This is a genomic window from Streptomyces scabichelini (assembly GCF_011045015.1).
Lineage (GTDB): Bacteria > Actinomycetota > Actinomycetes > Streptomycetales > Streptomycetaceae > Streptomyces > Streptomyces scabichelini.
This window is the reverse complement of record NZ_JAAKZY010000180.1, coordinates 1-21,071: the sequence shown is the minus strand read 5'-3', so window position 1 is coordinate 21,071 and position 21,071 is coordinate 1. Positions and strand designations below refer to the sequence as shown.

Below are 21,071 nucleotides of genomic sequence, written 5' to 3'. Positions count from 1 at the left end.
GGGGGCTGCGCCCCCAGACCCCCCGTCGGCCTGGCGGCCTCGTCCTCAAACGCCGGACGGGCTGAAGATCAGCCCGTCCGGCGATTGAGGACCCGAGGGCGGGGGCCGAGCCCCAGCCGAGTCGGGGCCTCCGGCCGAGGGCCGTCCCCCTCGGCCGGAGATCTTCAACCTGCTCAGCCCTGCGCGGCGATCCGCGCGAGGCGCTGGGCCTCGGCCCGTGTCGAGCGGGCGACGGCGTCCTCGTCGACGTGCAGCAGCCGGCCGTTCTCGACGATCTGTCTGCCGCCCACGAAGGAGGCGGTGACCGGTGCCGCGGCGCCGAAGACGAGGGCGGTGACCGGGTCGGCGATCGACGCGTGGGCCACGGTGTCCAGCTTCCAGAGCACCAGGTCGGCGAGCTTGCCCGGCTCCAGGGAGCCGATCTCCCTTGCCCTGCCCAGGACTTGAGCACCGCCGTACGTGCCGAGACGCAGCGCCTGACGGGCGTTCAGGGCGGCCTCGCGGTGCGCGCCGAGGCGGTTGATGAGGAGGGCGTTCCGGAGCTCGGTGTGCAGCTCGCCCGACTCGTTCGACGCCGTTCCGTCGACGCCGAGGCCGACCGGGACGCCGGCCGCCAGCATGTCGGGGACCCGAGCGATCCCGGCCGCCAGACGGGCGTTGGACGAAGGACAGTGCGCCACACCCGTCTTCGTACGGGCGAAGGCGGCGATGTCGGAGTCGTTCATGTGGACGCAGTGCGCCATCCACACGTCTTCGCCGAGCCATCCCGTGGACTCGAAGTAGTCGGTCGGGCCCATGCCGAACAGTTCCTTGCAGAACTGCTCCTCCTCGACGGTCTCCGAGCCGTGCGTGTGCAGCCGTACGCCCTTGCGGCGGCCCAACTCGGCGCCCTGCTTCATGAGTTCGGTGGAGACGGAGAACGGTGAGCAGGGTGCGACCGCGATCTGTGTCATGGCGCCGAAGGACGCGTCATGGTGCTCGTCGACGGTCGCCTCGGTGGCGGCGAGCGCGCCGTCCAGGGTCTCGACGGCGAAGTCCGGCGGCAGACCGCCGTCCTTCTCGCTGCGGTCCATGGACCCGCGGGCCAGCGTGAAGCGGACGCCCGCCTCGCGGGCGGCACCGATGATCGCGCCGGAAAGGTCGCCGGACCCCTTCGGGAAGACATAGTGGTGGTCCATCGCGGTGGTGACACCGCCGCGCGCCAGCATGGCGAGTGAGCCCTGGGCCGCCGCGTACGTCATCTGCTCGTCGATGCGTGCCCAGGTCGGGTAGAGCGCGACGAGCCAGTTGAAGAGGTTGTGGTCCGTGGCCAGACCGCGGGTGATCCACTGGTAGAAGTGGTGGTGCGAGTTGACCAGGCCGGGAGTCACGAGGTGGCCGGTCGCGTCGATACGGCGTACGACGTTGTCCAGGCCCTCGGGGGCCTTGCCGACGCCGATCGACTCGATGCGATCGTCGGCCACGACGACATGGCCGGAGGCGTACTCGGTGTCGTCGGCGTCCACGGTCGCGATCGCGCAGTTCTCGATGACGATGCGCTGAGCCATCGTTCGTCCTCTACTTTCCGTGTACTTTCCGTGTCCGCGTCAGAGGTTGCTGAGGTCGACCGGTATGTGCGCCTCGCAGCCGTCCCGCAGGACGGTGGCCTCGATCAGTCCGTACGGCCGGTCGGCGGCGAAGTACACCTCGTTGTCGTTCTTGAGGCCGAACGGCTCCAGATCCACGAGGAAATGGTGCTTGTTCGGGAGTGAGAAGCGGACCTCGTCGATCTCGTCGCGGTTGTCGATGATGCGCGCGCCCATCTGGTACAGGGTCTGCTGGAGCGACAGCGAGTACGTCTCCGCGAAGGCCTGGAGCATGTGCTTCCTGACCTGCTCGTAGGACGTCTCCCAGTCAGGCATCTGCTGCTCGTCGTCAGTCCAGTTGAACCGCCAGCGCCCGGAGACCTCGGTCGCCAGAATGCGGTCGTACGCCTCGGGGAGGGTCGTGTACTTGTCCTTGACGTAGCCCCAGAACTCGGAGTTCGTCGAGTTCATCACGACGAGGTCCTTGAGACCCGAGACGACCTCCCAGCTCTCACCGTCGTACGTGATCTGCGTGAGGCGGGTCTCCTGACCCTTGCGGACGAAGGAGTGCGCGCCCTCCCCCGAGTTCTCGATGCGCTCCCAGCCGTATTCCTCGATACGTATACGCGCCCTGTGGATCGGCTCCTGACTCGTCACGAAGTGGCGGGCGAGGTGGATGCCGAACTGCTCGGCGGACTCGATGCCGTGTTCCTTGGCGAAGGCGTACACCGTGTTCTTGGTGGTATCGGTCGGCAGGACGTTCGCGTTGGAGCCGGAGTAGTGGACCTCGTCCATGTCGCCGCTCAGCGACACCGAGACGTTGAGGTCCTTGATGCGGTGGGTGGCGCCGTCCCGCGTGACGCGTACGACCCGGTTCTCGGCCTTGCCGTACTGGTTCTGTCCAAGGATGGGCATCGTGCACTAGCTCCCTCGGTATACGGAGTAGCCGAATGGGTTGAGCAGCAGCGGTACGTGGTAGTGCTCGCCGGGCGTCACGGCGAAGGTGACCGTGACCTCCGGGAAGAACGCGGCCTCGTCCCGGTGCGCGGAGAGGTACGCCTCGGTCTCGAAACGGAGGCGTACGTGCGTGGTACCTGCCGGCAGCGCCGGGAGGTCCTTGCAGCGGCCGTCGGCGTCCGTGGCGGAGCTGCCGAGCGCCGTCCACTCGGCGCTGCCGCGTGCCGACAGCGCGACGGGCACGCCCTGGGCGGGGCGGCCGATGCTGGTGTCCAGGATGTGGGTGGACACCGATGCGGTACTCATCAGTCGTCGTCCTGTTCTGCCACGAGTCGGGCGAGGCGGATGCGGTTGATCTTGCCCAGCTCGGTGCGGACGATCTCCCGCTCCTGCTCCGGCGAGTTGCCGATCCGTTCCTTGACCGCGTCCCGCATCTGCTGACCGGTCAGGCCGGTGGCGCAGATCAGGAAGACATGGCCGAACCTCTCCTGGTACGCGAGGTTCAGTTCGAGCATCTCCGCCCTGAGCTCCTCGGAGGCGCCCGCCATGCCCCGCTGCTCGCGCGCCGAGGCCGGATCGCCCGGCTTCGGCCGCCCGATCGGCGGGTGCCCGGCCATCGCCTCCGCCAAGTCCGCGGTGGTCAGCTCGGCCATGGCGGCGTCGCTCGCGGCGTAGAGGTCCTCGGGGATGGCGTAGGGGCGGGCGGCCAGCAGCCGCTTCACCCAGGCCGTGGAGGCGCACACCTCATACAGCACGGCGTGGACCGCCTGATCCTCCAGGGCATTGAGGCGGGCGAGGCCTGGAGGTGTGGGAGTCGACGTCATGCCGACAGCTAACGCCCTCCACCGCAACGCGTCAACAGTTTGTTGAAAAAATCGGCGGTGTGGAAAATCGATGGCGCCGACTGACCTTGATCAGACCTGCTTCTCGCGGTTCAGGTAGTTGTAGACGGTGAAGCGACTCACTCCAAGAGCACTCGCCACGGTCTCCACGCCATGCCGAACGGAGAACGCTCCGCGCGCCTCAAGCGTCCGTACGACCTCTTGCTTGGCCTTGCGGTCGAGCTCGGCCAGCGGCTTGCCCTGCTTGCGCTCCAGCGCGGCCAGGATGTGGTCCAGCGAGTCGGCGAGTTGCGGCAGACGTACGGCGACGACCTCGGCGCCCTCCCAGGCGAGCACGACGTCGTCCTCGCCGGCCTGGTCCGGCGGCAGCATCTCGCCCCCCATGGCGTCGACGAGCGGCTTGACTGCCGTGACGAAGGGATCGTCCCCGAAACCGGTCACTTATCGCCCTCCCCGATCACATTGACCTGGAGCGAGATCCGCGTGGCGCCCGCCTCAAGTGTCCTGCGCAGCAGCGCGTCGACGGCGGTGAGCACCGCGTCGGCACCACCCTCGGCCGTGTTGCCGAACGGGCCGACATCCACGGCATCCAGTTCGGCCGCCTCGATGACCTCACGGGCGACCAGCGCATGCGGCGGCGCCTCCTCGAGATCGAAGGGCTCGGTCGTGAACTCCACTCTCAGTCGCACTGTGCGACCTTACCTCCGGCGGTTGGGCGGGGGGCCTACGGAGGTGGAGGTATGGGTTCGTATCGCGGCTGCAGCGCCGTCGTGGCTGGTCGCGCAGTTCCCCGCGCCCCTGAAGGGGCGCTCCCGGAGCCGTCAGTCATCATGCTCACCAGCCACAAACAACCCGCACCCTCCCACCGGCGGGAGGGGGCGTGGGCCGGTGCGTCGTACGCCCGTCGCGTAGGTTCGGTCTCAGGAAACCCGCACCGTGTACCAACACCGGGCCGTATGCCCACCCTGCGACGGGCTGACGCACCGGCCCACGGCCCCGCACCCACCCACGAACCCAGGGGCGCGGGGAACTGCGCGACAAGCCACAACGCACCCGCACAAAACAACGAACCCACCCGCCCAACCGCCGGAGGCAGAAGTTGCGGTCGGACGATCAGTTCGCGTAAATTCCCCAGCAGGTCATGAGCGACAGCCAAAAGGCCCCGGCCGGCTGTCCGGCAACCCTCCGTCCGTGGCGGGGTGCCCCGGGTGAAGACCAGGTCGTAGGCAGCAAGGCCTGCGGCAAGCGCGGACCCCTCGCGTGAACCAGGGGTCCTGGTCGTTTGAGGGAGCTCTGTTCTTCATGTCTGTCTTCACCGTCGCCGCAGACCAGTCCGTCTGTGAGCCGCTGCCCGTTCTGGGGCAGGACGTCACCGTTCCCCTCGTCACCGGCGGCGAAGTCACCTACGCCGCGCTCGACTACGCCGCCAGTGCTCCGGCGCTGCAGAGGGTGTGGGACGACGTGGCCGCGTACGCCCCCTACTACGGGAGCGTGCACCGTGGGGCCGGGTATCTGTCCCAGCTGTCCACCGACCTGTTCGAGAACGCCCGGCAGACCGTCGCCGAGTTCCTCGACTGCCGGGACGAGGACCAGGTCGTCTTCACCCGTTCCACCACCGACTCGCTGAATCTGCTCGCCGCCGCCCTCCCCGCCGACTGCCAGGTCTACGTCTTCGAGACCGAGCACCACGCCTCGCTGCTGCCCTGGCGGAACGCCCACGTCACCTACCTCGACGCGCCGCGCACACCGCAGCAGGCCGTCGCCACCCTGGAGCGCGCCCTCGCCGACCGGGATCCGTGCGGCGAGGGCCCCGCGCTCGTCTGCGTCACCGGTGCCTCGAACGTCACCGGCGAACTGTGGCCCGTGCGCGAGCTCGCCGCCGCCGCGCACGCGCACGGTGCGCGGATCGTGCTCGACGCCGCGCAGCTCGCGCCTCATCACCCCGTCTCCGTACGGGAGTTGGACGTCGACTGGGTCGCCTTCTCCGGGCACAAGCTGTACGCGCCGTTCGGGTCGGGTGTGCTCGCCGGGCGCTCCGACTGGCTGCGCGCGGCCGAGCCGTACCTCGCGGGCGGCGGCGCGAGTCGCAAGGTCTCGCGTCGGGCGGACGGCGGCGTCGATGTGGAGTGGCACGACAGCGCCGCGCGGCACGAAGCGGGGTCGCCGAACGTCATCGGCGTCCACGCCGTCGCCTCCGCCTGCAAGGCACTCGCCGAGGCAGGCTTCGACTCCCTCGTGGCCCGTGAGCGGTACCTGATCGACATCGTCCGAGCGGGGCTCGCCGAGGTCCCGGAGGTCAAGATCCTTTCGCTCTTCGGCGACGACGCGCCCCGCGTCGGCGTCATCTCCTTCGTCGTCGAGGGCTGGAACAGCTCGCACTTCGCCGCCGCGCTCTCCGCCGAGTACGGCATCGGCGTGCGGGACGGGCTGTTCTGCGCCCACCCCCTCGTCCGTACCCTCCTCGGCGGCGATCCGCAGAACCAGGGCGAGTGCGGCGCCCCCGAGGCGGTGCCCGGCGAGAAGTCGCTCAATGCCATTCGGGTCAGCTTCGGGGCGGGCACGCCGGACGAGCACGTGGAGCGGTTCGTCCGGGCCGTCAAGGAACTCGTACGGGACGGCGCGCAGTGGAACTACCGCACGGTGGACGGGCGTTGCGTCCCGGCGGTGTGACTCCGCGGCGGGTGCCCCACGCGTCCGTCCGACCGCTGCCCTGACACGTATCCGGCGTATACGCTCCTTTTGGACGGCCGTTCGTGTCGCACGACCGGACAGGGGGAGCACGGGGTGCTGCAGGCGTTGCGCGAGACGGATCCACGGCGGATCGGGCCGTACGCGGTCCTGGGCAGACTCGGCGCCGGTGGCATGGGCGAGGTCTATCTCGCCGAGTCGGGCACCGGGCTGCGGCTGGCGGTGAAGGTGGTGCGGGCCGAGCACGCCGAGGACCGCACCTTCCGCGCCCGGTTCCGGCAGGAGGTGCGGGCCGCGCAGACCGTCGGCGGGGCCGGGACGTACACCGCGCGGGTCGTGGACGCCGACACCGAGGGCGAACGGCCCTGGATGGCAACGGAGTTCGTCGACGGGCCGAACCTGCGCGATGCCGTCCTCGATCACGGCCCGTTGCCCGAGGGCGCGGTGCGGGTGCTGGCCGCCGCCCTCTGCGAGGCGCTTGCCGCGATCCACGCTCAGGGCATGGTGCACCGGGACCTGAAGCCGTCCAACATCCTGCTGGCCGCGGACGGTCCGCGGGTGATCGACTTCGGGATCGTACGGGCCCTGGAGGCAACCGCGCTGACCCGCACCGGGACCGTCGTCGGCTCGGTCGGCTATGTCTCGCCCGAGCAGATCCGCAACAACGGTCAAGTGGGGCCGCCGAGCGACATGTTCTCGCTGGGCGCGGTCCTCGCGTACGCGGCGGCGGGGCGTGAGCCGTTCGGCGAGGGCAAGGACGCGGTGATCCTGATGCGCATCATGACCCGGGACTTCGACCTGTCCGGGGTTCCGGAGGCCGTCCGGCAGCTGGTCGAGCCCTGTCTGCGGGAGGATCCGGGGGAGCGGCCCACCCCGGGAGAGATGATCTCAGCCGTGGGGCACACGGCGCGGTCGCTGAGCGCGAGCGTGGGGCCGGGCTGGTTCACCGCCGCCGGTGCCGCAGCGGCCGCCCGTTCCGAGGCTGCCCGCGGGCCCGCCGCCGAGCCCGCTGAGGGAGACCAGCGGTGGCTTCCGGAGCGCGACTCCGGGGAGCGGGAGAGCCGGGTCGAGTACGTGGCTCCGGTGACGCTCCCGAACGCCGCGGCGCTCCCGGAGGCTGCCCCGGTGACGTTCCCGGATGTTCCGGCCTACGCGCCCGACGTGCCCGCGGCGCCGTCACGGAGGCGGCTGCTGCGGGGGCTCGGGGCCGGGGCACTGGTCGCCGCGGGGGCCGGAACCGGTGGGTGGCTGTGGTTACGGGACCGGGACGGCGGAGATGCCGGAGCCGGCGGAACCCGAGGCGGAGCCGTCGGCGAAGGCTCGGAGCCGGCGGCATCCGCTGCCGCGACGTCGCCCGCGGTCGTGACCTGGCAACAGGCCACCTTCGGACTCGGCGGGAAACACGGTCCCTGCGTCGGGGTGGCACCCGACGGCATCCAGGTGTACATCGGGGGCAGGACCGGGAAGCTGTACTCCGGGCTGCTGGACGGCGTCGGGGTCCTTGACACCGACGTTCTGGGAGGGCCGGTCCTGCCGCCCCTCGTCGTCGGTGACCGTGCCTACTGTCTGCTGGACGAGGGCAGCACCGTGGACCTGTGCGCGGTCGATTCGGTGGTGAGAGGACCGCAGTGGAGGCGTCGCGGCATCGAGAAGGGCTGCGGTGTGTTCCCCGTGGCGGCGGGCGACCTGGTGCTCGTGACGACCGGTACGTCCCGTGACAAGGGCACCGTCCGCGCCTACCGGGCCAACGGCAGCGTGGCCTGGGAAACACGGACGCCGGGAACGCCGACGAGCGAGCCCATGGTGGCGGACGGCGTCGTCTACGTGGGCACCTTCGCCGACGTGGTGGCTGCCCTGGACGCCAAGAACGGAAAATTGCTGTGGACCGCCGAGGCGGGCACCGACCCGGGGCGGCCCGAACTCGTCGGCGAAACCCTGGTCGTCGGATGCTGGGACAGACAGTCCGTGCGCGGCATCAGCGTGAAGGGTGACGTGCTGTGGAGCGCCGAGAACGAGGACGTGGGCGTGTACACGGGCGGCGGGGGCCTGGGGACGCACATGCCGTTCACCGCGTTCGAAGGCATGGCCCTCACCACGAACAACAGGCAGCTCGTGGCCGTCGATCCGAAGGACGGGTCCACGGCGTGGACGTTCCGGGGCGACGGCGAGGTACGGACGGCCGGCGCCCCCGCGGTGTACGGACTCATGGCCTACGTGTGCCTCGACGAGACCCTGTACGTGGTGGACTGGAAGGGCCAGGAGCAGCGGGCGGTGAGCCTGGCCGGGATGGAAGCCGGGACGACCCACTGGCCCGTTGTCCACGCCCAGTCACCCGTCTACACCAAGACCCTCGTGTACGTGGGCACTCCCGACGGCATCGTCGCGCTCGACCTGTCCGCCTAGGCCTCTCGTCACACAGCCGCTCCTCGCGGCAGCCCAGCCCCCAAGAGGATCATCCGCAGCGCCCGCTCGGTCGCGTCGGTGAGCAGTTCGGAGGCTCGTACGAGGGCCTCGGCCAGGGCCATCGGAGCCGGCAGGATCCCGGTGAAGGCGTCCACGCCCGGCACCGTGTGCGCGCCCTTGCCGAGCGTGCCCGCCAGGGCGAGGACCGGGCGCCCGTGCAGTTTGGCGCGGCGGGCCACCTCGGCGGGGACCTTGCCGCGCGGCGTCTGGTGGTCCAGGGCGCCCTCGGCGGTGAGGACGAGGTCGGCACGGGCCAGCCGTGCGTCCAGGTCGAGGTGGTCCAGGAGGACGTCGAAGCGGGGGAGGAGCCGGGCGCCGAGGGCGGCCAGGCCCGCGCCCAGGCCTCCGGAGGCGCCGGTTCCGGGGCCGCCGTACAGGTCGGAGGTGACGGAGAGGTCGCGGGTGAGGACGTCGCGGGTGAGGACGTACGCCCAGTTCTCCAGGCCCGCCGAGAGCTCCTCGACCTGTGCGGGGGTGGCGCCCTTCTGCGGGCCGAAGACCCGGGCGACGCCGCGCTCGCCGCACAGCACGTTGTACGGATTGCAGGCGACCAGGAGCTCCACCTCCGCGAGGCGGGGGTCGAGGCCGGTCGGGTCGATGCGGTGCAGGCGCGTCAACTCCCGGCCACCGTGCGGGAGTTCGAAGCCGTCCACGTCGAGCAGCCGGGCGCCGAGTGCCTGGAGCGCACCGGCGCCCCCGTCCGACGTACCCGAATCGCCGCAGCCCACCAGGATCCGTCGTACGCCCGTGTCGAGCGCGGCGCGGATCAGTTCGCCGACGCCGTATGTGGTCGTGGCGCCCGGATCGCGCAGGGAGCGCGGGACGAGGGAGAGGCCCGCGACCGCCGCCATCTCCACCACCGCCGTGTCCCGCGCGCCGAGGAGCGCGAAGTGGGTGCCGATGGGCTCTCCCACCGGTCCCGTGGCGGGCAGGGCGACCAGCCTGCCGCCGGTCGAGGCGGCCAGCGCGGCGGCCGTGCCCTCGCCGCCGTCCACCAGGGGGATCAGGTCGACTTCGGCGTCCGGCACGACACGGCGTACGCCCGCCGCGATGGCGTCGGCGGCGGCCTGGGCGGACAGGGACTCCTTGAAGCCGCTGGGGGCGACGGCGAAACGGGTCAGCATGGTGGAGCTCCTTCAGGGGTGGGGCGGGCGGTTCAGGGTTCGAGGACCGGCACGCCCAGCAGCGGCCACACCGCGAGGGCGAAGAGCAGGACGAGTGCGGCGGTCAGCGGTGCAAGTACGGCGGACAGGCGCAGCAGGTCGCGCGGGGCGTAGGTCGGCGTGCCGGGGATCTCGGCGAAGAGCGTGACCGGTTTCGCGGAGGCCGGAAGCGTGTGGCAGAAGCCCGCCGCCGCGGTGGACGCCAGCGCGGCCGCCACCGGGTTGACCCCGGCGCCCACGGCGGCCGCGACGACCAGCGGGACGAGGACCGACGAGCGGGCCGAGCGGGACTGGAGCACGAGATGCGCCGCCGTGCTGACCGCGACGACGAGCGCGAGGAAGACCCAGGGCTCCACGTCGACCGGCAACCCGGCGACCAGCCACTTCGCCGCTCCCGAGTCGGCGAGCGCGACCCCCATCGCCATCGTCGCGGCCATGAAGAGGAGCAGCGACCAGGGGACGGTCTTCAGGGCGTCCTTGAGGCGTACGGTGCCGAGCGCGGGCGAGGACGCGACGACCGCGCCGATCAGGGCGACGACCGCGGGCGACACCTGGTGGAGCGGTTCGCTGCACCACAGGACCACCACGGTGGCGAGCAGCAGCAGGCAGCGCGACTCGGCGGACGACCACGGTCCGGTGACCGGCTTCTCGCTGTGCCGCTGGATGTCATCGGCCGTGATCCGTACGGGACTTCGGCGGTCCGCACGCCGCGTGGTCGTCAACAGCACGACCTCGGCGGCCAGATGGGAGGACGCCACCGCCAACGGCAGCCCGAGCAGCAGCCACTGCGTGAAGCCGATCCGGTCGCCGGTCGCCTCCCACAGCACCGACACCGTGATCAGATGCGCACCCGCACCGATCAGGGTCGCCACCGCCGACAGAAGGATCACGGTCGGAAACAGCAGCGCCAGCATCACGACCAGTCGCTTCCGGTCGGCCAGCACCTTGGCGAGCGCGAGGAACACGGGCAGCGCGAGCGCCGCCCGGCCGGAGGTCGCGGGCACCGCGAAGGCCGTCACGACCAGCGCCGCCGTGGTCAGATGCACCAGCTGCCGAACGCTGCGCGCCCCGCCCACCAGGAACGCCGCCGCCCGCCCCGCGAGCCCCGTCCGGGCCACCGCCGCCGCGAGCACGAAGGCGCAGATCAGCAGCCACACGGTCGAGTCGCCGAGGGTGCCGAAGAGCGTCTCGCTGCTGATCACTCCGGTCACCGTGAGCGCGAGTCCGGCGCCCAGGGCGATGTACGTGTCGTCGATGGGTGTACCGATCCACGCGCAGGTCGCAAGGGCGAACACGGCCAGCGTCAGCCGCGCGTCACCGCCGAGCCCGGGGAAGTTGCCGGGCACGAACAGCAGGGCGCAGATGCTGAGGGCCACGCACAGGGTGGCGGCTTGGCGGATTTCTCGGGGAGTCAGGCTCACGACACTCAGCGTTCAGCTGGGGCGTGAGCCCCCAATGAGCCGCACATGAAGGAAACTTCACGCGGGCGCCAGGCCCGGCCTCACGACGGCAGCCGGTACCCCATCCCGCGCACCGTCTCCACGCTCTGTGCCCCCAGCTTCTTGCGCAGCGAACGCACGTACACATCAACGATGTTGGACCCCGGATCGAAGTCGTACCCCCATACGTGGGAGAGGATCTGCTCGCGCGAAAGGACCTGCCCGGGATGGCGCAGGAACAGCTCCAGGAGTACGAACTCCCGTGCCGTCAGGTCGACCGTCCGCTCTCCCGCGCGGGCCCGGCGGGTACGCAGGTCCAGGGTCAGGTCCCCGCCGCGCAGCATGGTCACCTCGGGCGCCCTGGCCGCCGTACGCAGCCGCAGCCGTACCCGGGCGAGGAGTTCCTCGAAGCGGAACGGCTTGGTCATCCAGTCGTCGGCGCCGCCCTCCAGGCCGGCCACCGTGTCCCGTACGGAGTCGCGGGCGGTCAGCACGATCACCGGGACCGTCACCCGGGCCTCGCGCAGTTCGCGCAGCACGGTGAAACCGTCCCGTCCCGGCAGCCCGATGTCGAGAATCACCAGGTCGAAGCCGCCGGTCAGCGCGTACTCGTAGGCCGCGTCGCCGTCCGCGACGACGGTCGTGGTGAAGCCGCCGGCGCGCAGGCCCTTCTCGACGAAGGAGGCGATGCGCTCCTCGTCCTCGACGATCAGGATCCGGTTCATCCGCGGCACCTCGTCATGTGCGTTCCTCTTCCTGTACGAGGACGAATTCCAGTACGAGTACGAAGGTCGCCCCGTCGCCCTCGGTGTCCCTCAGCTGCACCTGGCCCCGGTGGCCCTCCGCGATCGCGCGGACGATCGACAGGCCGAGGCCGGCACCGGAGCCGCGGGCGCCGCGCCGGGCGGTGCCGCGGCGGAACCGTTCGAAGATCAGCTCGGCGTCCTGCGCCTGCACGCCGGGTCCTGAGTCGGCGACGTACAGCTCGACGCGGGAGCCGGAGAGGCGCGAGCCGATGCGGATGGACTGCCCCGGGGCGGTGTGCTGTACGGCGTTCTGCGCGAGCTGCACCATCGCCTGGGTGATGCGCTGCGGGTCCAACCGGGCCTCCCCGTCGGCGACTTCGGCCAGCTCCCAGTGGCGGTCGCCGAGGGTGCGGGCCTTGACGAAGACGTCGGCGGTGAGCTCGGCGAGCTGTACGGGCTCGGGGGTGACGAAGTCGGGGCGTTCGGCCTTGGCGAGCAGCAGCAGGTCCTCGACTATGCGGCTCATCCGGTCCAGCTCGTCGGTGACCAGGCGCACCGTCTCCTCGCGCTCGGCCGGATCGTCACCCATCAGCTCCAGATGGCCGCGCACGATCGTGATCGGGGTGCGCAGCTCGTGGCCGGCGTCGTCGACGAACTCCCGCTGGGCGGCGAAGGCCCGCTCAAGTCGGTCGAGCATCGCGTTGAACGTCTCGGCGAGCGCGGCCACGTCGTCCCGGCCGCGGACCGGGATACGCCGGGTGAGGTCCTGCTCGGTGAGCTGCGCGGCCGCCGTACGGACCAGACGTACGGGCTTGAGGATCCGCCCGGCCACCACCCAGCCGATCCCCGTCGTCATCAGCAGCGCGACACAGGAGATGGCCAGCAGGATGCGGAACACCTCGTTCGCGCGGGCCTGCTCGCGCCCCGGGTGGAAGGCGACGACGAAGGCGGCGTCCGGTGCGCTGCCGGAGCGGGCGACGGCGACCTTGGCCCAGCGGATCTCGCCCGAGGCGCGGTGCAGGGTGCCGGTCGACTCCGGCGACTCGAAGATGCGGCGGCGGGCGTCCGCGTCCCTGTGCAGGGGCCGTGCGACGTCGATCTCGCGCGGCTGGAAGCGCTGTGCGGGACCCGCGTCCGGCCTGCCCACCAGGCCGATCAGCTCCTCGTCGGGATCGGCGTACTGCCGCTCCAGGAAGACCCGCAGCAGCCGGTCGGGGTCGGTGAAGGGGCGACCGGTCTCCGGGTCCACGCCGCGGTCCTCGAAGTGGGCGAACTCGCCGGTCTCCTGCGCGAGCAGCCGGCTCACGCGGTTGTCGACGTCCCTCAGCAGGATGGAACGGGTGGTCATGGCCACCGCCGCGAAGCCGACCGCCGTCACGAGCAGCAGCCAGAGCAGGATGCGGACCCGGGCCGATATCCGCCGCTGTACGGGAACGGTCTCAGCCGTCGTCGCCGGGTCCGTCGTCGTCCGCCCCGCCACCCGCTCCGTCGTCGTCATCGTCGTCACCTGGGGCCGAGGGGTCGTTGCTCACCGGAGGCCGGGACACGACCTCGTCACTCGGCGTCGGCTTCTTCGAGGGCGTCACCGACGGTGACCCGCTGTCGAGCTCCACCTTGGGCGGGACCTTGGGAGACTCCGGGCTGTCGGTCAGGGCGTAACTGGTAGCGGCGATCCCGAGCGGAATAGCCACGACGGCGGCGAGGGCAGCCATCCGATGAGAGAAGACCATGGGGGAGATCCTCCGGCCGCCACCCACCGCAGATGATGAGCCCAAGATGAGGAACTCTTCATCCGAGGCTGCAGTGGCGCCCCTTTAGGGGCGCGGGGCTGTATCAATTTGCGGCTCCGCCGCGCGGGCGCGACCAGCCACAACGAACCCGCAGCTACGAATCCAGCCCAATCGCGAACGCCGCCTCAAGATCATGCTGGGAGTACGTCCGGAACGCCACATGCGTATCCGTACCCTCCACCCCGGGAATCTTGCTGATCTGCCCAGGGATGATGTCCGCAAGATCATCATGGGCCTTCACCCGGACCATGGCGATCAGATCGTAGGTACCGGTAACCGAGAAGACCTCACTGACGGAGTCAAGCGCGGCGATGGACTCGGCGATCTCAGGAATCCGGTCCACGCTGGTCTTGATGAGCACGATCGCGGTGATCACGGCTGGTTTTCTCCCTCGGTGGCCGTCGCTGGGGATTTCACTCTATCCGTCCGGCCATAGCGGACCCCCGCGTAGACGAAGCCGAACGAAAAGCCCAGCAGGTGAGCCAGATAGGCGACCCCCGGTCCCTGGGCCCTGCCGCTCGCCGCCAGCCACTGGAGGGACACCCAGAACGGCAGGACCACCCAGGCGGGGAACCGCAGCGGCAGGAAGAAGAGGAACGGGAAGAGACTGGTCACCCGGGCTTTGGGGAACAGGTAAAGGAACGCGCCGAGGACCGCGGAGATCGCCCCGGAGGCGCCGACCAGCGTCTGTCCGGAGTCGGCGTGGGTGGCCGCATAGCCGAGCAGGGCGAGGTAACCACAGCCCACGTAGAAGAGGGCGTACTCGATGTGGCCCATCCGTTCCTCGGCCATCGCGCCGAAGACATAGAGGAAGAGCATGTTGCCGAGGAGATGCAGCCAGCCGCCGTGCACGAAGAGCGCCGTGGCCGGGGTGACGGCGGCGCGCGGCGCCCCGCTGAACAGCTCGACGGGCACGACACCCCAGCGTTCGAAATATGCCCGCTGCGCGGAAAGGAGCTCGTCACCGGTGCCGTAGGCGGGATTGAGTCCCGAGGCGGGGCCGATCAGAAAGATCAGACAGCACAGGGTGATCAATCCGTGGGTCACGGGTGCGGGCTGGCTTCGAATCGCCCCGGTGACGGTCGCACCCCATTTGCCGATCATGGCCAGATCATGACGTAACCGGAACAAGTAGCACAGAGTGCCTCGCCGCTTACCGGGGACGGGCGTCGACTACCCGCCAGGCCGTAGTGTTACGAGCCAACACGCGCCGGAGGTGCCTGGCGCGGCACGGAAACTAGGAAAGAGAGCGACTGCGACGATGACGGTTCCCCTGCCGACGGCCGAGACCCGGTGGCGCTGCACGCTCTGCGGCAACCTCACGCGTTTCGACGTGACCCGTTCGTCGAAGGTCGTCGAGTACGTGCACCTCGATCTTGCCGGTGAGCCGAAGGTCGAGGAGCGGGAGGTGGTCAGTGAGACCATCGAGTCGGTGCGCTGCCGCTGGTGCAACGCGGTGGATCAGGTGGAACTGGTGGACAGGCCGGGCGCCGGCTCCTGAGGGAGCCGGCCCGTCGAGACAGTTGGGATGACCGATGGTGGAGACCACAGGCGGGGAGCCGGCCGACGGCGCCGCTGAGGTGCTCGACCGTCCGATGCCCGACGGGGTGCGCCGCAGGGTCGTACAGATCGTATCGGACGGTTTCGGCGGGCTGACGGTCGCCGAACTGCCCGCGCAGCTGCGGCAGTACGCCCGGTTCACCCCGACCCGCCGCGCCAAGTTCGCGGGGAACGCCATGGCGGCCGCCCTGGAGACCGATCCCCTCTTCCGGCAGCGCATCGGCGAGCGGCTCAGAGAGGCCCAGTCGGAGCTCTGCGGCGCCCTCGACTCGGGCTCGCCGCCCCCGGCCGCGGACCCGCTCGACGTGGCGGCCGCGGCCTATGTGCTGAGGCCCACGGGCTGGGTGAAGCTGGTGACCGCCGCGGGCGAGGAGGCCCAGCGGGCGGACGCCGAGCGCGCCGACGAGGAGAACCGCGCCGAGCTGGAGCGGCTGCGTCAGGAGCTTGCCGAGGCCCGCGGCCAGACCCGGGCCGAGACCGAGCGGTTGCGTACGGAGCTGGAGTCGGCGAAGAGGGAAGCCGAATCGCTTCAGCGCAAACTGCGCTCGGCTCTCAGCGACGTCAAGCGCGGCGAGGCAGCCCTGCGGAAGGTGCAGGGCGAGATCGAGAGCGTACGGGCCGACGGGCAGGCCCAGGTGTCGGCCGCCGAGAGCGAGACCCGGCGGCTGAAGGCCCGGCTCGGCGAGACCGAGGCCGCCCTGGAGGCCGCCCGTCGAGCGGCACGCGAGGGCCGCAGTGTCGAGGACATGCGCGTACGGCTGCTGCTCGACACCGTCCTCGACGCGGCACAGGGGCTGCGGCGCGAGCTCGCCCTGCCGCCCGTGTCGCAGCGGCCCGCGGAGACCGTGGACGCGGTCGAACCGGGACGTATGACCCCGAAGGACATCGCCGCCCGCGCACTGTCCGAAAACGATCCCGCGATCCTCGACCAGTTGCTCGCGCTGCCGCAGGCGCATCTGGTCGTCGACGGCTACAACGTCACCAAGACCGGTTATCCGCAGATGCCGCTGGAGAAGCAGCGCCTGCGGCTGCTCGGTCAGCTCTCGCAGCTCGCCGCGCAGACCGGCGCCGAGGTCACCTGTGTCTTCGACGGGGCCGAGCTGGCCGCCCCGGTGCTGCTGGCGCCGCCGCGCGGGGTACGGGTGCTGTTCTCCAAACCGGGCGTCACCGCTGACGAGTTGATCCGCCAGCTGGTGCGCGCCGAGCCGCCCGGCCGGCCTGTCATCGTCGCCTCGACCGACCGTGAGGTGGCCGACGGGGTGGCGAAGGCGGGAGCGCGGCCGGTGGCTTCCGCGGTGCTCCTCAAGCGGTTTTCGCGGGGTTGAGCCGGGCGCGTTCGGGGCAGGCGAGTCGGCCGCCTCTCGTATGGCAGGACTTCTGCGGCATACGCCCCATGAGTACCGTAGATCCCAAGCGTAACCTCTGCGCCCCTTGCCCGAATTGGCGAAGTCTTCACACAACGTAGCGTCAAGCCTGCATTACCGCATGTGAGTTCACTGTAAAGAATGCGCTCGGTAACCGAGATTTTTCCTGCGGGGATTTGATCTGATCACAGGAAGGTCACTAAGGTCTGGCCTCGAACCTCCGCTCGGGTGATCACTCATTGGGAGTGACGGTGGAGGGGCACCGCCAACCGGTGTTCTCGGTGGGCGGCTGAGGTAAGAAGGAGCTCGCCCACGTGGCGTCCCACCGTCGACCTAAGCAGCCGAGCCGCACCCGCGTGACTGTGCTCACGACCGCCGCCGCTGCTGCCGTGGCCCTCACCTCGCAGGCGGCCAACGCCGCACCCGGCGAGAAGCCCAGCAAGGACGAGGTCAAGGCGAAGGTCGACGAGCTCTACCACGAGTCCGAGCTGGCCACCGACAAGTACAACGGGGCCAAGGAGAAGCAGGACAAGCTCGAGAAGGAGATCGGCACTCTCCAGGACCAGGTCGCACGCGGCCAGGGCGAGCTCAACGACATGCGCGACGGCCTCGGTCTGATGGCCAGCTCCCAGTACCGCTCGGGCGGCATCGACCCCTCCGTGCAGCTGTTCCTCTCCTCCGACCCGGACGACTACCTCGACAAGGCGTCCACGATGGACCAGCTGAGCGCTCAGCAGGTCGAGGCGCTGAAGAAGGTCCAGGAGAAGCAGCGCACGCTCGCCCAGCAGCGCCAGGAAGCCGCCGAGAAGCTCAAGGACCTCGCCGACACCCGCAAGACCCTCGGTGGGAAGAAGAAGGAGATCCAGGGCAAGCTCGCCGACGCCCAGAAGCTCCTCAACACCCTGACCGCCCAGGAGAAGGCGGCTCTTCAGGCCGAGGAGCAGCGCGCCAGCCGCGACGCCGGAGACCGTGTCGACCTCGGCAACGAGGCGCCGGCCTCCGAACGTGGCGCCGCCGCTCTCAGCGCCGCGGAGACCCAGCTCGGCAAGCCGTACGTCTCCGGTGGCAGCGGCCCCAACTCCTACGACTGCTCCGGCCTCACCCAGTGGGCGTACGCCCAGGCCGGGGTGTCGATAACCCGGACCACGTACACGCAGGAGAACGACGGCACGAAGATCGGCCGCAGCGCCCTCAAGCCCGGCGACCTGGTCTTCTTCAACAACCTCGGGCACGTCGGCCTGTACGCGGGCAACGACACGATCATTCACGCCCCGAAGCCGGGCACCGTCGTCCGCTTCGAGTCGATGAGCACCGTCGGTTCCTTCCAGTTCGGCGTACGCGTCTGATTCCAGGGCCTGTTGGGCCGCCCGGCCACCCCGTGGGGCGCTGTCACCCGCGTCCGATGGGGGATACTCGGTCGTATGCGGTCAACGGGTATGGCCCGTGTCGCCGCCGGGCTGGTGCTGGTCCTGGTGGCCGCGGTCGGCTGCACCGGGAGCGATGACGGCGACGCCGCGCGTACGGACCCGCCGACGTCGGCCCGTGCCACGAGCGAGAACCCCAGCGCGACGCCCACCCCGACACCGACACGGACACCGGCCGACCCCGTGTCGATCCCGGGCCTGATCGCGCGCAAGCACCAGGGCTCCGACCTGCGGCTGGGCGCCGTGCGGGCCCGCACCGGCTCCTACACCAGCTACACGGTCACGTACGAGGCCAACGGGCTGACCATCTCGGGCCTCATGAACATCCCCCGGGGCAAGGGACCATTCCCGGCCCTGGTGCTGGCACACGGCTACATCGACCCGGCCGTCTACACCACCGGCCGCGGACTGGCCCGGGAACAGGACCTGCTGGCCCGCAACGGCTACGTGGTCCTGCACACCGACTACCGCAACCACGCGGGCTCCGGCAAAGACCCCGACAACGACGTCGACCTCCGCCTCGGCTACACCGAGGACGTCATCGGCGCCGTCATGGCGCTGCGCTCGTCCGGGCGTCCGGAGATCGACGGCGACCGGATCGGCCTGCTCGGACGCTCGATGGGCGGCGGTGTCGTGTACAACACGCTGGTCGTGGCCCCCGGCCTGGTCGACGCCGCGGTGGTCTTCGCCCCCGTGAGCTCACGCCCGGCCGAGAACCTCGACCACTTCCAGCGCCGCGAAGGCGATCCCGTCGTCGCCGAGATCGAGGCGAAGCACGGCAGCCCCAAGGAGAACCCGGAGTTCTGGGAGCAGGCCTCGCCGCTGACCTACGTCGACCGGGTCACCGAGCCGTTGCTGCTCCACCACGGCACCGCCGACGACACGTGTCCCATCGCCTGGTCGGAGCGGACCGTCGCCGAGTTCGAGGCGGCGGGCAAGGACGTCGAGTTCGTGAAGCACCCCGGCGAGGGGCACACGTTCGCACCGCGGTGGCCCGCCTCGATGGACCGCACGATGGCCTTCTTCGAGCGGCACCTCCGCTAGGCGCTCCGCTGAGGGCCGGTTTGGAAGCTGCGGGTTCGTCGTGGCTGGTCGCGCAGTTCCCCGCGCCCCTAAGGGGCGCCACCCCGCCCGAACGGGCGAATTCCGGTACGTCCCGCTGACCGCACGTTCCGCCGATGACCTGCGTCTGAGGCGGGGCGTCACGGTCCGTGCACCCTGAGGGCTTTGTTCACCGCGTAGTCGCGCGGCTACTGTCTGGCGCGCTTCCCCCAACTCAGGGGGTCCGTCAGCGGAAGGGAGAGCGGCTTCCCGTGGGGTCACATCGCCGTCCCGCACCATCCGGTCTCGACCGGGGCGCCCGCAGCGCCACCCTCTGCGTGCTGTCCGCCGCGGCCGCGGCCCTCGGCCTCGTGCCGGCCGACGCCACACCGCAGGACGAGACACGCGCCGAGGTGGACCGGCTGTACGCGGAGGCCGAGAAGGCCACCGAGGCGCACAACAAGGCCGACGAGCGCGCGGACACCCTGCGCGAGAAGGTGACCACCGCCCAGGACCGGATCGCCCGCCAGCAGGACCGCATCAACACCATGCGGGACGCGCTCGGTTCGCTCGCCGGTGCCCAGTACCGCTCCGGTGGCCTCGACCCCTCCCTGGCGCTGCTGTTCTCCGACGACCCCGACGACTACCTCGACAAGGCGGCCGTACTCAACCGGATCAGCGCCCGCCAGGCCGGAGCGCTCAAGGACCTCCAGACCGCCATGAGGGATCTCTCCCAGGAGCGCCAGGAAGCCACCCGCGACCTCGCCGAGCTGGAGAAGAGCCGCCAGGCCGTCGCCCGCCACAAACGCACCGTCGAGCGGAAACTCGCCAAGGCGCGGCAGATCCTCAACGCGATGCCGGACAGCGAGCGCGCCGCCTACGACCGTGCCTCCCGCTCCGGGCACGTCCCCGGCCTCGGCGGCGCCGTCCCGCCCTCCGCACGCGCGGCCGCCGCCGTCGCCGCGGCCCGCTCGGTCGTCGGCCGCCCGTACGTCTGGGGCGCCAACGGGCCCAGCGGCTTCGACTGTTCGGGCCTCACGCAGTGGTCGTACGCGCAGGCCGGCGTCGGTCTGCCACGCACCTCCCAGGCCCAGGCGGGCGCGGGCCGCCAGGTGCCGCTCTCGCAGGCGCAGCCCGGCGACCTGGTGACCTACCGCGACGACGCCAGCCATATCGGGATGTACATGGGCAACGGGCAGGTGATCCACGCGCCCTACCCGGGCGCTCCCGTGCGCTACGACCCCGTGGGCATGATGCCGATCTCGTCCGTGACGCGGCCCTGACCCGGCGGCGCGGGCCCCGTACGATCGGGACTCGTGGCAGGTCGTGGGCGTGCGCCGTGGTGGATGGTCGGGCTGTTGCTGGCCGGTCTTGTGGGGTGCGGCTCCGCGGGCTCCGACACCGCGGCCACGGAAGTCCAGCGACTGCTCGACCGGCGGGCGCAGGCGGTGCTCGACCGCAGCGCGAGCGCGTACGTCGCGACTCAGGTGCCGGCCGGCGAACGGACCGCCGCGCGCACCGAGTTCGAGCGGCTGCGGGCCCTGCCGCTGGCGTCCTGGTCGTACCGCGTGACCGGCTTCCACCGCTCCGGCGACCGCGCCACGGCCGAGGCGGACCTCCGCTACCGCATCGACGGCTACGACAAGGCGCCCCTCGTCGCCGCCCGCACGCTGGCCCTCAGTCGCGCCGACGGCCGCTGGTACGTCGCCTCCGACCGGCCCGCCGAGGACGCCAGCGAGCAGCTGTGGGAGCAGGGAGCCGTCCAGGTCGTGCGCGGGGAGCACAGTCTCGTCCTCGGCGTCGGGCAGACGGCCAAGGCCCTGCGTGGGTACGCGGACCGGGCCGACCGTGCGGTGCCCGCGGTGCGCGAGGCATGGGGCGAGGACTGGCCGGAGCGGGTCGTCGTCCTCGTACCGAAGTCGCTGGAGGAGATGGCCGAGCTGCTCGGGGCGCCCGCGTCCGGGTACCGGGGGATAGCGGCGGTCACCACCGGTGAGGTGAGCGAGGCGAACGGGGGGTCCTCCGGGGC

The 21,071-nt window shown here is 70.8% G+C and carries 20 protein-coding genes, 1 pseudogene and 1 riboswitch; of the genes and pseudogenes, 8 read left to right on the top strand and 13 right to left on the bottom strand.

Translation table 11 applies throughout. From position 1 onward, the window contains the following. Positions 1–173 precede the first annotated feature (173 nt). The 6 genes from G5C60_RS38290 to G5C60_RS38265 all read right to left on the bottom strand — a co-directional run bounded on the left by G5C60_RS38290 (position 174) and on the right by G5C60_RS38265 (position 4,053). On the bottom strand, positions 174–1,547 hold the full coding sequence (locus G5C60_RS38290) for an 8-oxoguanine deaminase (RefSeq protein WP_165266590.1): 1,374 nt from the start codon (positions 1,545–1,547) through the stop codon (positions 174–176). Positions 1,548–1,586: 39 nt separating this feature from the next. Then, positions 1,587–2,480 carry a factor-independent urate hydroxylase gene (gene pucL, locus G5C60_RS38285; RefSeq protein ID WP_165266588.1) on the bottom strand — a complete coding sequence of 298 codons (894 nt, stop codon included), beginning with the start codon at positions 2,478–2,480 and terminating at the stop codon, positions 1,587–1,589. A 6-nt stretch (positions 2,481–2,486) separates the two neighbouring features. Then, a complete protein-coding gene (gene uraH / locus G5C60_RS38280; protein ID WP_165266586.1) occupies positions 2,487–2,828 on the bottom strand; it encodes a hydroxyisourate hydrolase in 342 nt (113 codons plus the stop codon). After that, complete coding sequence (uraD, locus tag G5C60_RS38275; protein ID WP_165266584.1) at positions 2,828–3,346, bottom strand: 2-oxo-4-hydroxy-4-carboxy-5-ureidoimidazoline decarboxylase; 519 nt, start codon at positions 3,344–3,346, stop codon at positions 2,828–2,830. The genes uraH and uraD overlap by 1 nt, the downstream gene beginning before the upstream one ends. A 90-nt stretch (positions 3,347–3,436) precedes the next feature. After that, the gene (locus G5C60_RS38270) at positions 3,437–3,805 is read right to left on the bottom strand and encodes a helix-turn-helix domain-containing protein (RefSeq protein WP_165266582.1); all 369 of its coding nucleotides are present in this window, start codon (positions 3,803–3,805) and stop codon (positions 3,437–3,439) included. Continuing rightward, the gene (locus G5C60_RS38265) at positions 3,802–4,053 is read right to left on the bottom strand and encodes a YkoF family thiamine-binding protein (RefSeq protein WP_165266580.1); all 252 of its coding nucleotides are present in this window, start codon (positions 4,051–4,053) and stop codon (positions 3,802–3,804) included. The genes G5C60_RS38270 and G5C60_RS38265 overlap by 4 nt, the downstream gene beginning before the upstream one ends. A 448-nt stretch (positions 4,054–4,501) precedes the next feature. Further along, positions 4,502–4,618: riboswitch (SAM riboswitch) on the top strand. A 48-nt stretch (positions 4,619–4,666) separates the two neighbouring features. Between G5C60_RS38265 and G5C60_RS38260 the strand changes: the two genes are divergently transcribed. Together G5C60_RS38260 and G5C60_RS38255 are read left to right on the top strand one after the other, a co-directional pair. Beyond that, entirely contained in the window at positions 4,667–6,034 is a 1,368-nt protein-coding gene (locus tag G5C60_RS38260; protein ID WP_165266578.1) for an aminotransferase class V-fold PLP-dependent enzyme, read from the top strand. 114 nt (positions 6,035–6,148) lie between these two features. Next, a complete protein-coding gene (locus G5C60_RS38255) occupies positions 6,149–8,455 on the top strand; it encodes a protein kinase domain-containing protein (protein ID WP_338146049.1) in 2,307 nt (768 codons plus the stop codon). 8 nt (positions 8,456–8,463) lie between these two features. Here the strand turns inward: G5C60_RS38255 and G5C60_RS38250 are convergent, their stop codons facing one another. The 7 genes from G5C60_RS38250 to G5C60_RS38220 all read right to left on the bottom strand — a co-directional run bounded on the left by G5C60_RS38250 (position 8,464) and on the right by G5C60_RS38220 (position 14,757). Further along, on the bottom strand, positions 8,464–9,639 hold the full coding sequence (locus tag G5C60_RS38250) for a glycerate kinase (protein WP_165266576.1): 1,176 nt from the start codon (positions 9,637–9,639) through the stop codon (positions 8,464–8,466). A 32-nt stretch (positions 9,640–9,671) separates the two neighbouring features. Next, positions 9,672–11,099, bottom strand: a complete 1,428-nt coding sequence (locus tag G5C60_RS38245) for an SLC13 family permease (RefSeq protein ID WP_165266574.1) — start codon at positions 11,097–11,099, stop codon at positions 9,672–9,674. 80 nt (positions 11,100–11,179) lie between these two features. Continuing rightward, positions 11,180–11,842, bottom strand: coding sequence for a response regulator transcription factor (locus G5C60_RS38240; protein WP_165266572.1), 663 nt, complete (start codon positions 11,840–11,842; stop codon positions 11,180–11,182). 13 nt (positions 11,843–11,855) lie between these two features. Next, positions 11,856–13,361 (bottom strand): sensor histidine kinase, encoded by a 1,506-nt coding sequence (locus tag G5C60_RS38235; RefSeq protein WP_165266570.1) that lies wholly within the window; start codon positions 13,359–13,361, stop codon positions 11,856–11,858. Then, the gene (locus tag G5C60_RS38230; RefSeq protein ID WP_165266568.1) at positions 13,303–13,593 is read right to left on the bottom strand and encodes a small secreted hydrophilic protein; all 291 of its coding nucleotides are present in this window, start codon (positions 13,591–13,593) and stop codon (positions 13,303–13,305) included. Before G5C60_RS38230 ends, G5C60_RS38235 begins: the two co-directional genes overlap by 59 nt. A 154-nt stretch (positions 13,594–13,747) precedes the next feature. Beyond that, positions 13,748–14,029 (bottom strand): Lrp/AsnC family transcriptional regulator, encoded by a 282-nt coding sequence (locus G5C60_RS38225; RefSeq protein ID WP_165266566.1) that lies wholly within the window; start codon positions 14,027–14,029, stop codon positions 13,748–13,750. After that, positions 14,026–14,757, bottom strand: a complete 732-nt coding sequence (locus G5C60_RS38220) for a rhomboid family intramembrane serine protease (protein ID WP_165266564.1) — start codon at positions 14,755–14,757, stop codon at positions 14,026–14,028. Before G5C60_RS38220 ends, G5C60_RS38225 begins: the two co-directional genes overlap by 4 nt. Positions 14,758–14,914: 157 nt before the next feature. Here G5C60_RS38220 and G5C60_RS38215 point away from each other — a divergent pair, with 157 nt between their 5' ends. The 6 genes and pseudogenes from G5C60_RS38215 to G5C60_RS38190 form a co-directional block, all read left to right on the top strand. Next, positions 14,915–15,154: a hypothetical protein gene (locus G5C60_RS38215; RefSeq protein ID WP_033327390.1), complete on the top strand. Its 240-nt coding sequence runs from the start codon at positions 14,915–14,917 to the stop codon at positions 15,152–15,154. 34 nt (positions 15,155–15,188) lie between these two features. Next, positions 15,189–16,538 (top strand): NYN domain-containing protein, encoded by a 1,350-nt coding sequence (locus tag G5C60_RS38210; RefSeq protein WP_165266562.1) that lies wholly within the window; start codon positions 15,189–15,191, stop codon positions 16,536–16,538. 353 nt (positions 16,539–16,891) lie between these two features. Beyond that, positions 16,892–17,923: an NlpC/P60 family protein gene (locus G5C60_RS38205; RefSeq protein WP_165266560.1), complete on the top strand. Its 1,032-nt coding sequence runs from the start codon at positions 16,892–16,894 to the stop codon at positions 17,921–17,923. Positions 17,924–17,998: 75 nt separating this feature from the next. Further along, positions 17,999–19,045: an alpha/beta hydrolase family protein gene (locus tag G5C60_RS38200; RefSeq protein ID WP_165266557.1), complete on the top strand. Its 1,047-nt coding sequence runs from the start codon at positions 17,999–18,001 to the stop codon at positions 19,043–19,045. Between the two features lie 269 nt (positions 19,046–19,314). Continuing rightward, complete coding sequence (locus G5C60_RS38195; protein ID WP_165266555.1) at positions 19,315–20,325, top strand: NlpC/P60 family protein; 1,011 nt, start codon at positions 19,315–19,317, stop codon at positions 20,323–20,325. A 33-nt stretch (positions 20,326–20,358) separates the two neighbouring features. Continuing rightward, positions 20,359–21,071, top strand: a pseudogene (locus tag G5C60_RS38190) (hypothetical protein); the annotation flags it as partial.

What these genes read in the sequence shown, in the direction of transcription:
- G5C60_RS38290 (WP_165266590.1), bottom strand. Translation starts at nt 1,547, where the DNA reads ATGGCTCAGCGCATCGTCATCGAGAACTGCGCGATCGCGACCGTGGAC.
- pucL (WP_165266588.1), bottom strand. Translation starts at nt 2,480, where the DNA reads ATGCCCATCCTTGGACAGAACCAGTACGGCAAGGCCGAGAACCGGGTC.
- uraH (WP_165266586.1), bottom strand. Translation starts at nt 2,828, where the DNA reads ATGAGTACCGCATCGGTGTCCACCCACATCCTGGACACCAGCATCGGC.
- uraD (WP_165266584.1), bottom strand. Translation starts at nt 3,346, where the DNA reads ATGACGTCGACTCCCACACCTCCAGGCCTCGCCCGCCTCAATGCCCTG.
- G5C60_RS38260 (WP_165266578.1), top strand. Translation starts at nt 4,667, where the DNA reads ATGTCTGTCTTCACCGTCGCCGCAGACCAGTCCGTCTGTGAGCCGCTG.
- G5C60_RS38250 (WP_165266576.1), bottom strand. Translation starts at nt 9,639, where the DNA reads ATGCTGACCCGTTTCGCCGTCGCCCCCAGCGGCTTCAAGGAGTCCCTG.
- G5C60_RS38240 (WP_165266572.1), bottom strand. Translation starts at nt 11,842, where the DNA reads ATGAACCGGATCCTGATCGTCGAGGACGAGGAGCGCATCGCCTCCTTC.
- G5C60_RS38235 (WP_165266570.1), bottom strand. Translation starts at nt 13,361, where the DNA reads ATGACGACGACGGAGCGGGTGGCGGGGCGGACGACGACGGACCCGGCG.
- G5C60_RS38230 (WP_165266568.1), bottom strand. Translation starts at nt 13,593, where the DNA reads ATGGTCTTCTCTCATCGGATGGCTGCCCTCGCCGCCGTCGTGGCTATT.
- G5C60_RS38220 (WP_165266564.1), bottom strand. Translation starts at nt 14,757, where the DNA reads ATGATCGGCAAATGGGGTGCGACCGTCACCGGGGCGATTCGAAGCCAG.
- G5C60_RS38215 (WP_033327390.1), top strand. Translation starts at nt 14,915, where the DNA reads ATGACGGTTCCCCTGCCGACGGCCGAGACCCGGTGGCGCTGCACGCTC.
- G5C60_RS38210 (WP_165266562.1), top strand. Translation starts at nt 15,189, where the DNA reads ATGGTGGAGACCACAGGCGGGGAGCCGGCCGACGGCGCCGCTGAGGTG.
- G5C60_RS38200 (WP_165266557.1), top strand. Translation starts at nt 17,999, where the DNA reads ATGCGGTCAACGGGTATGGCCCGTGTCGCCGCCGGGCTGGTGCTGGTC.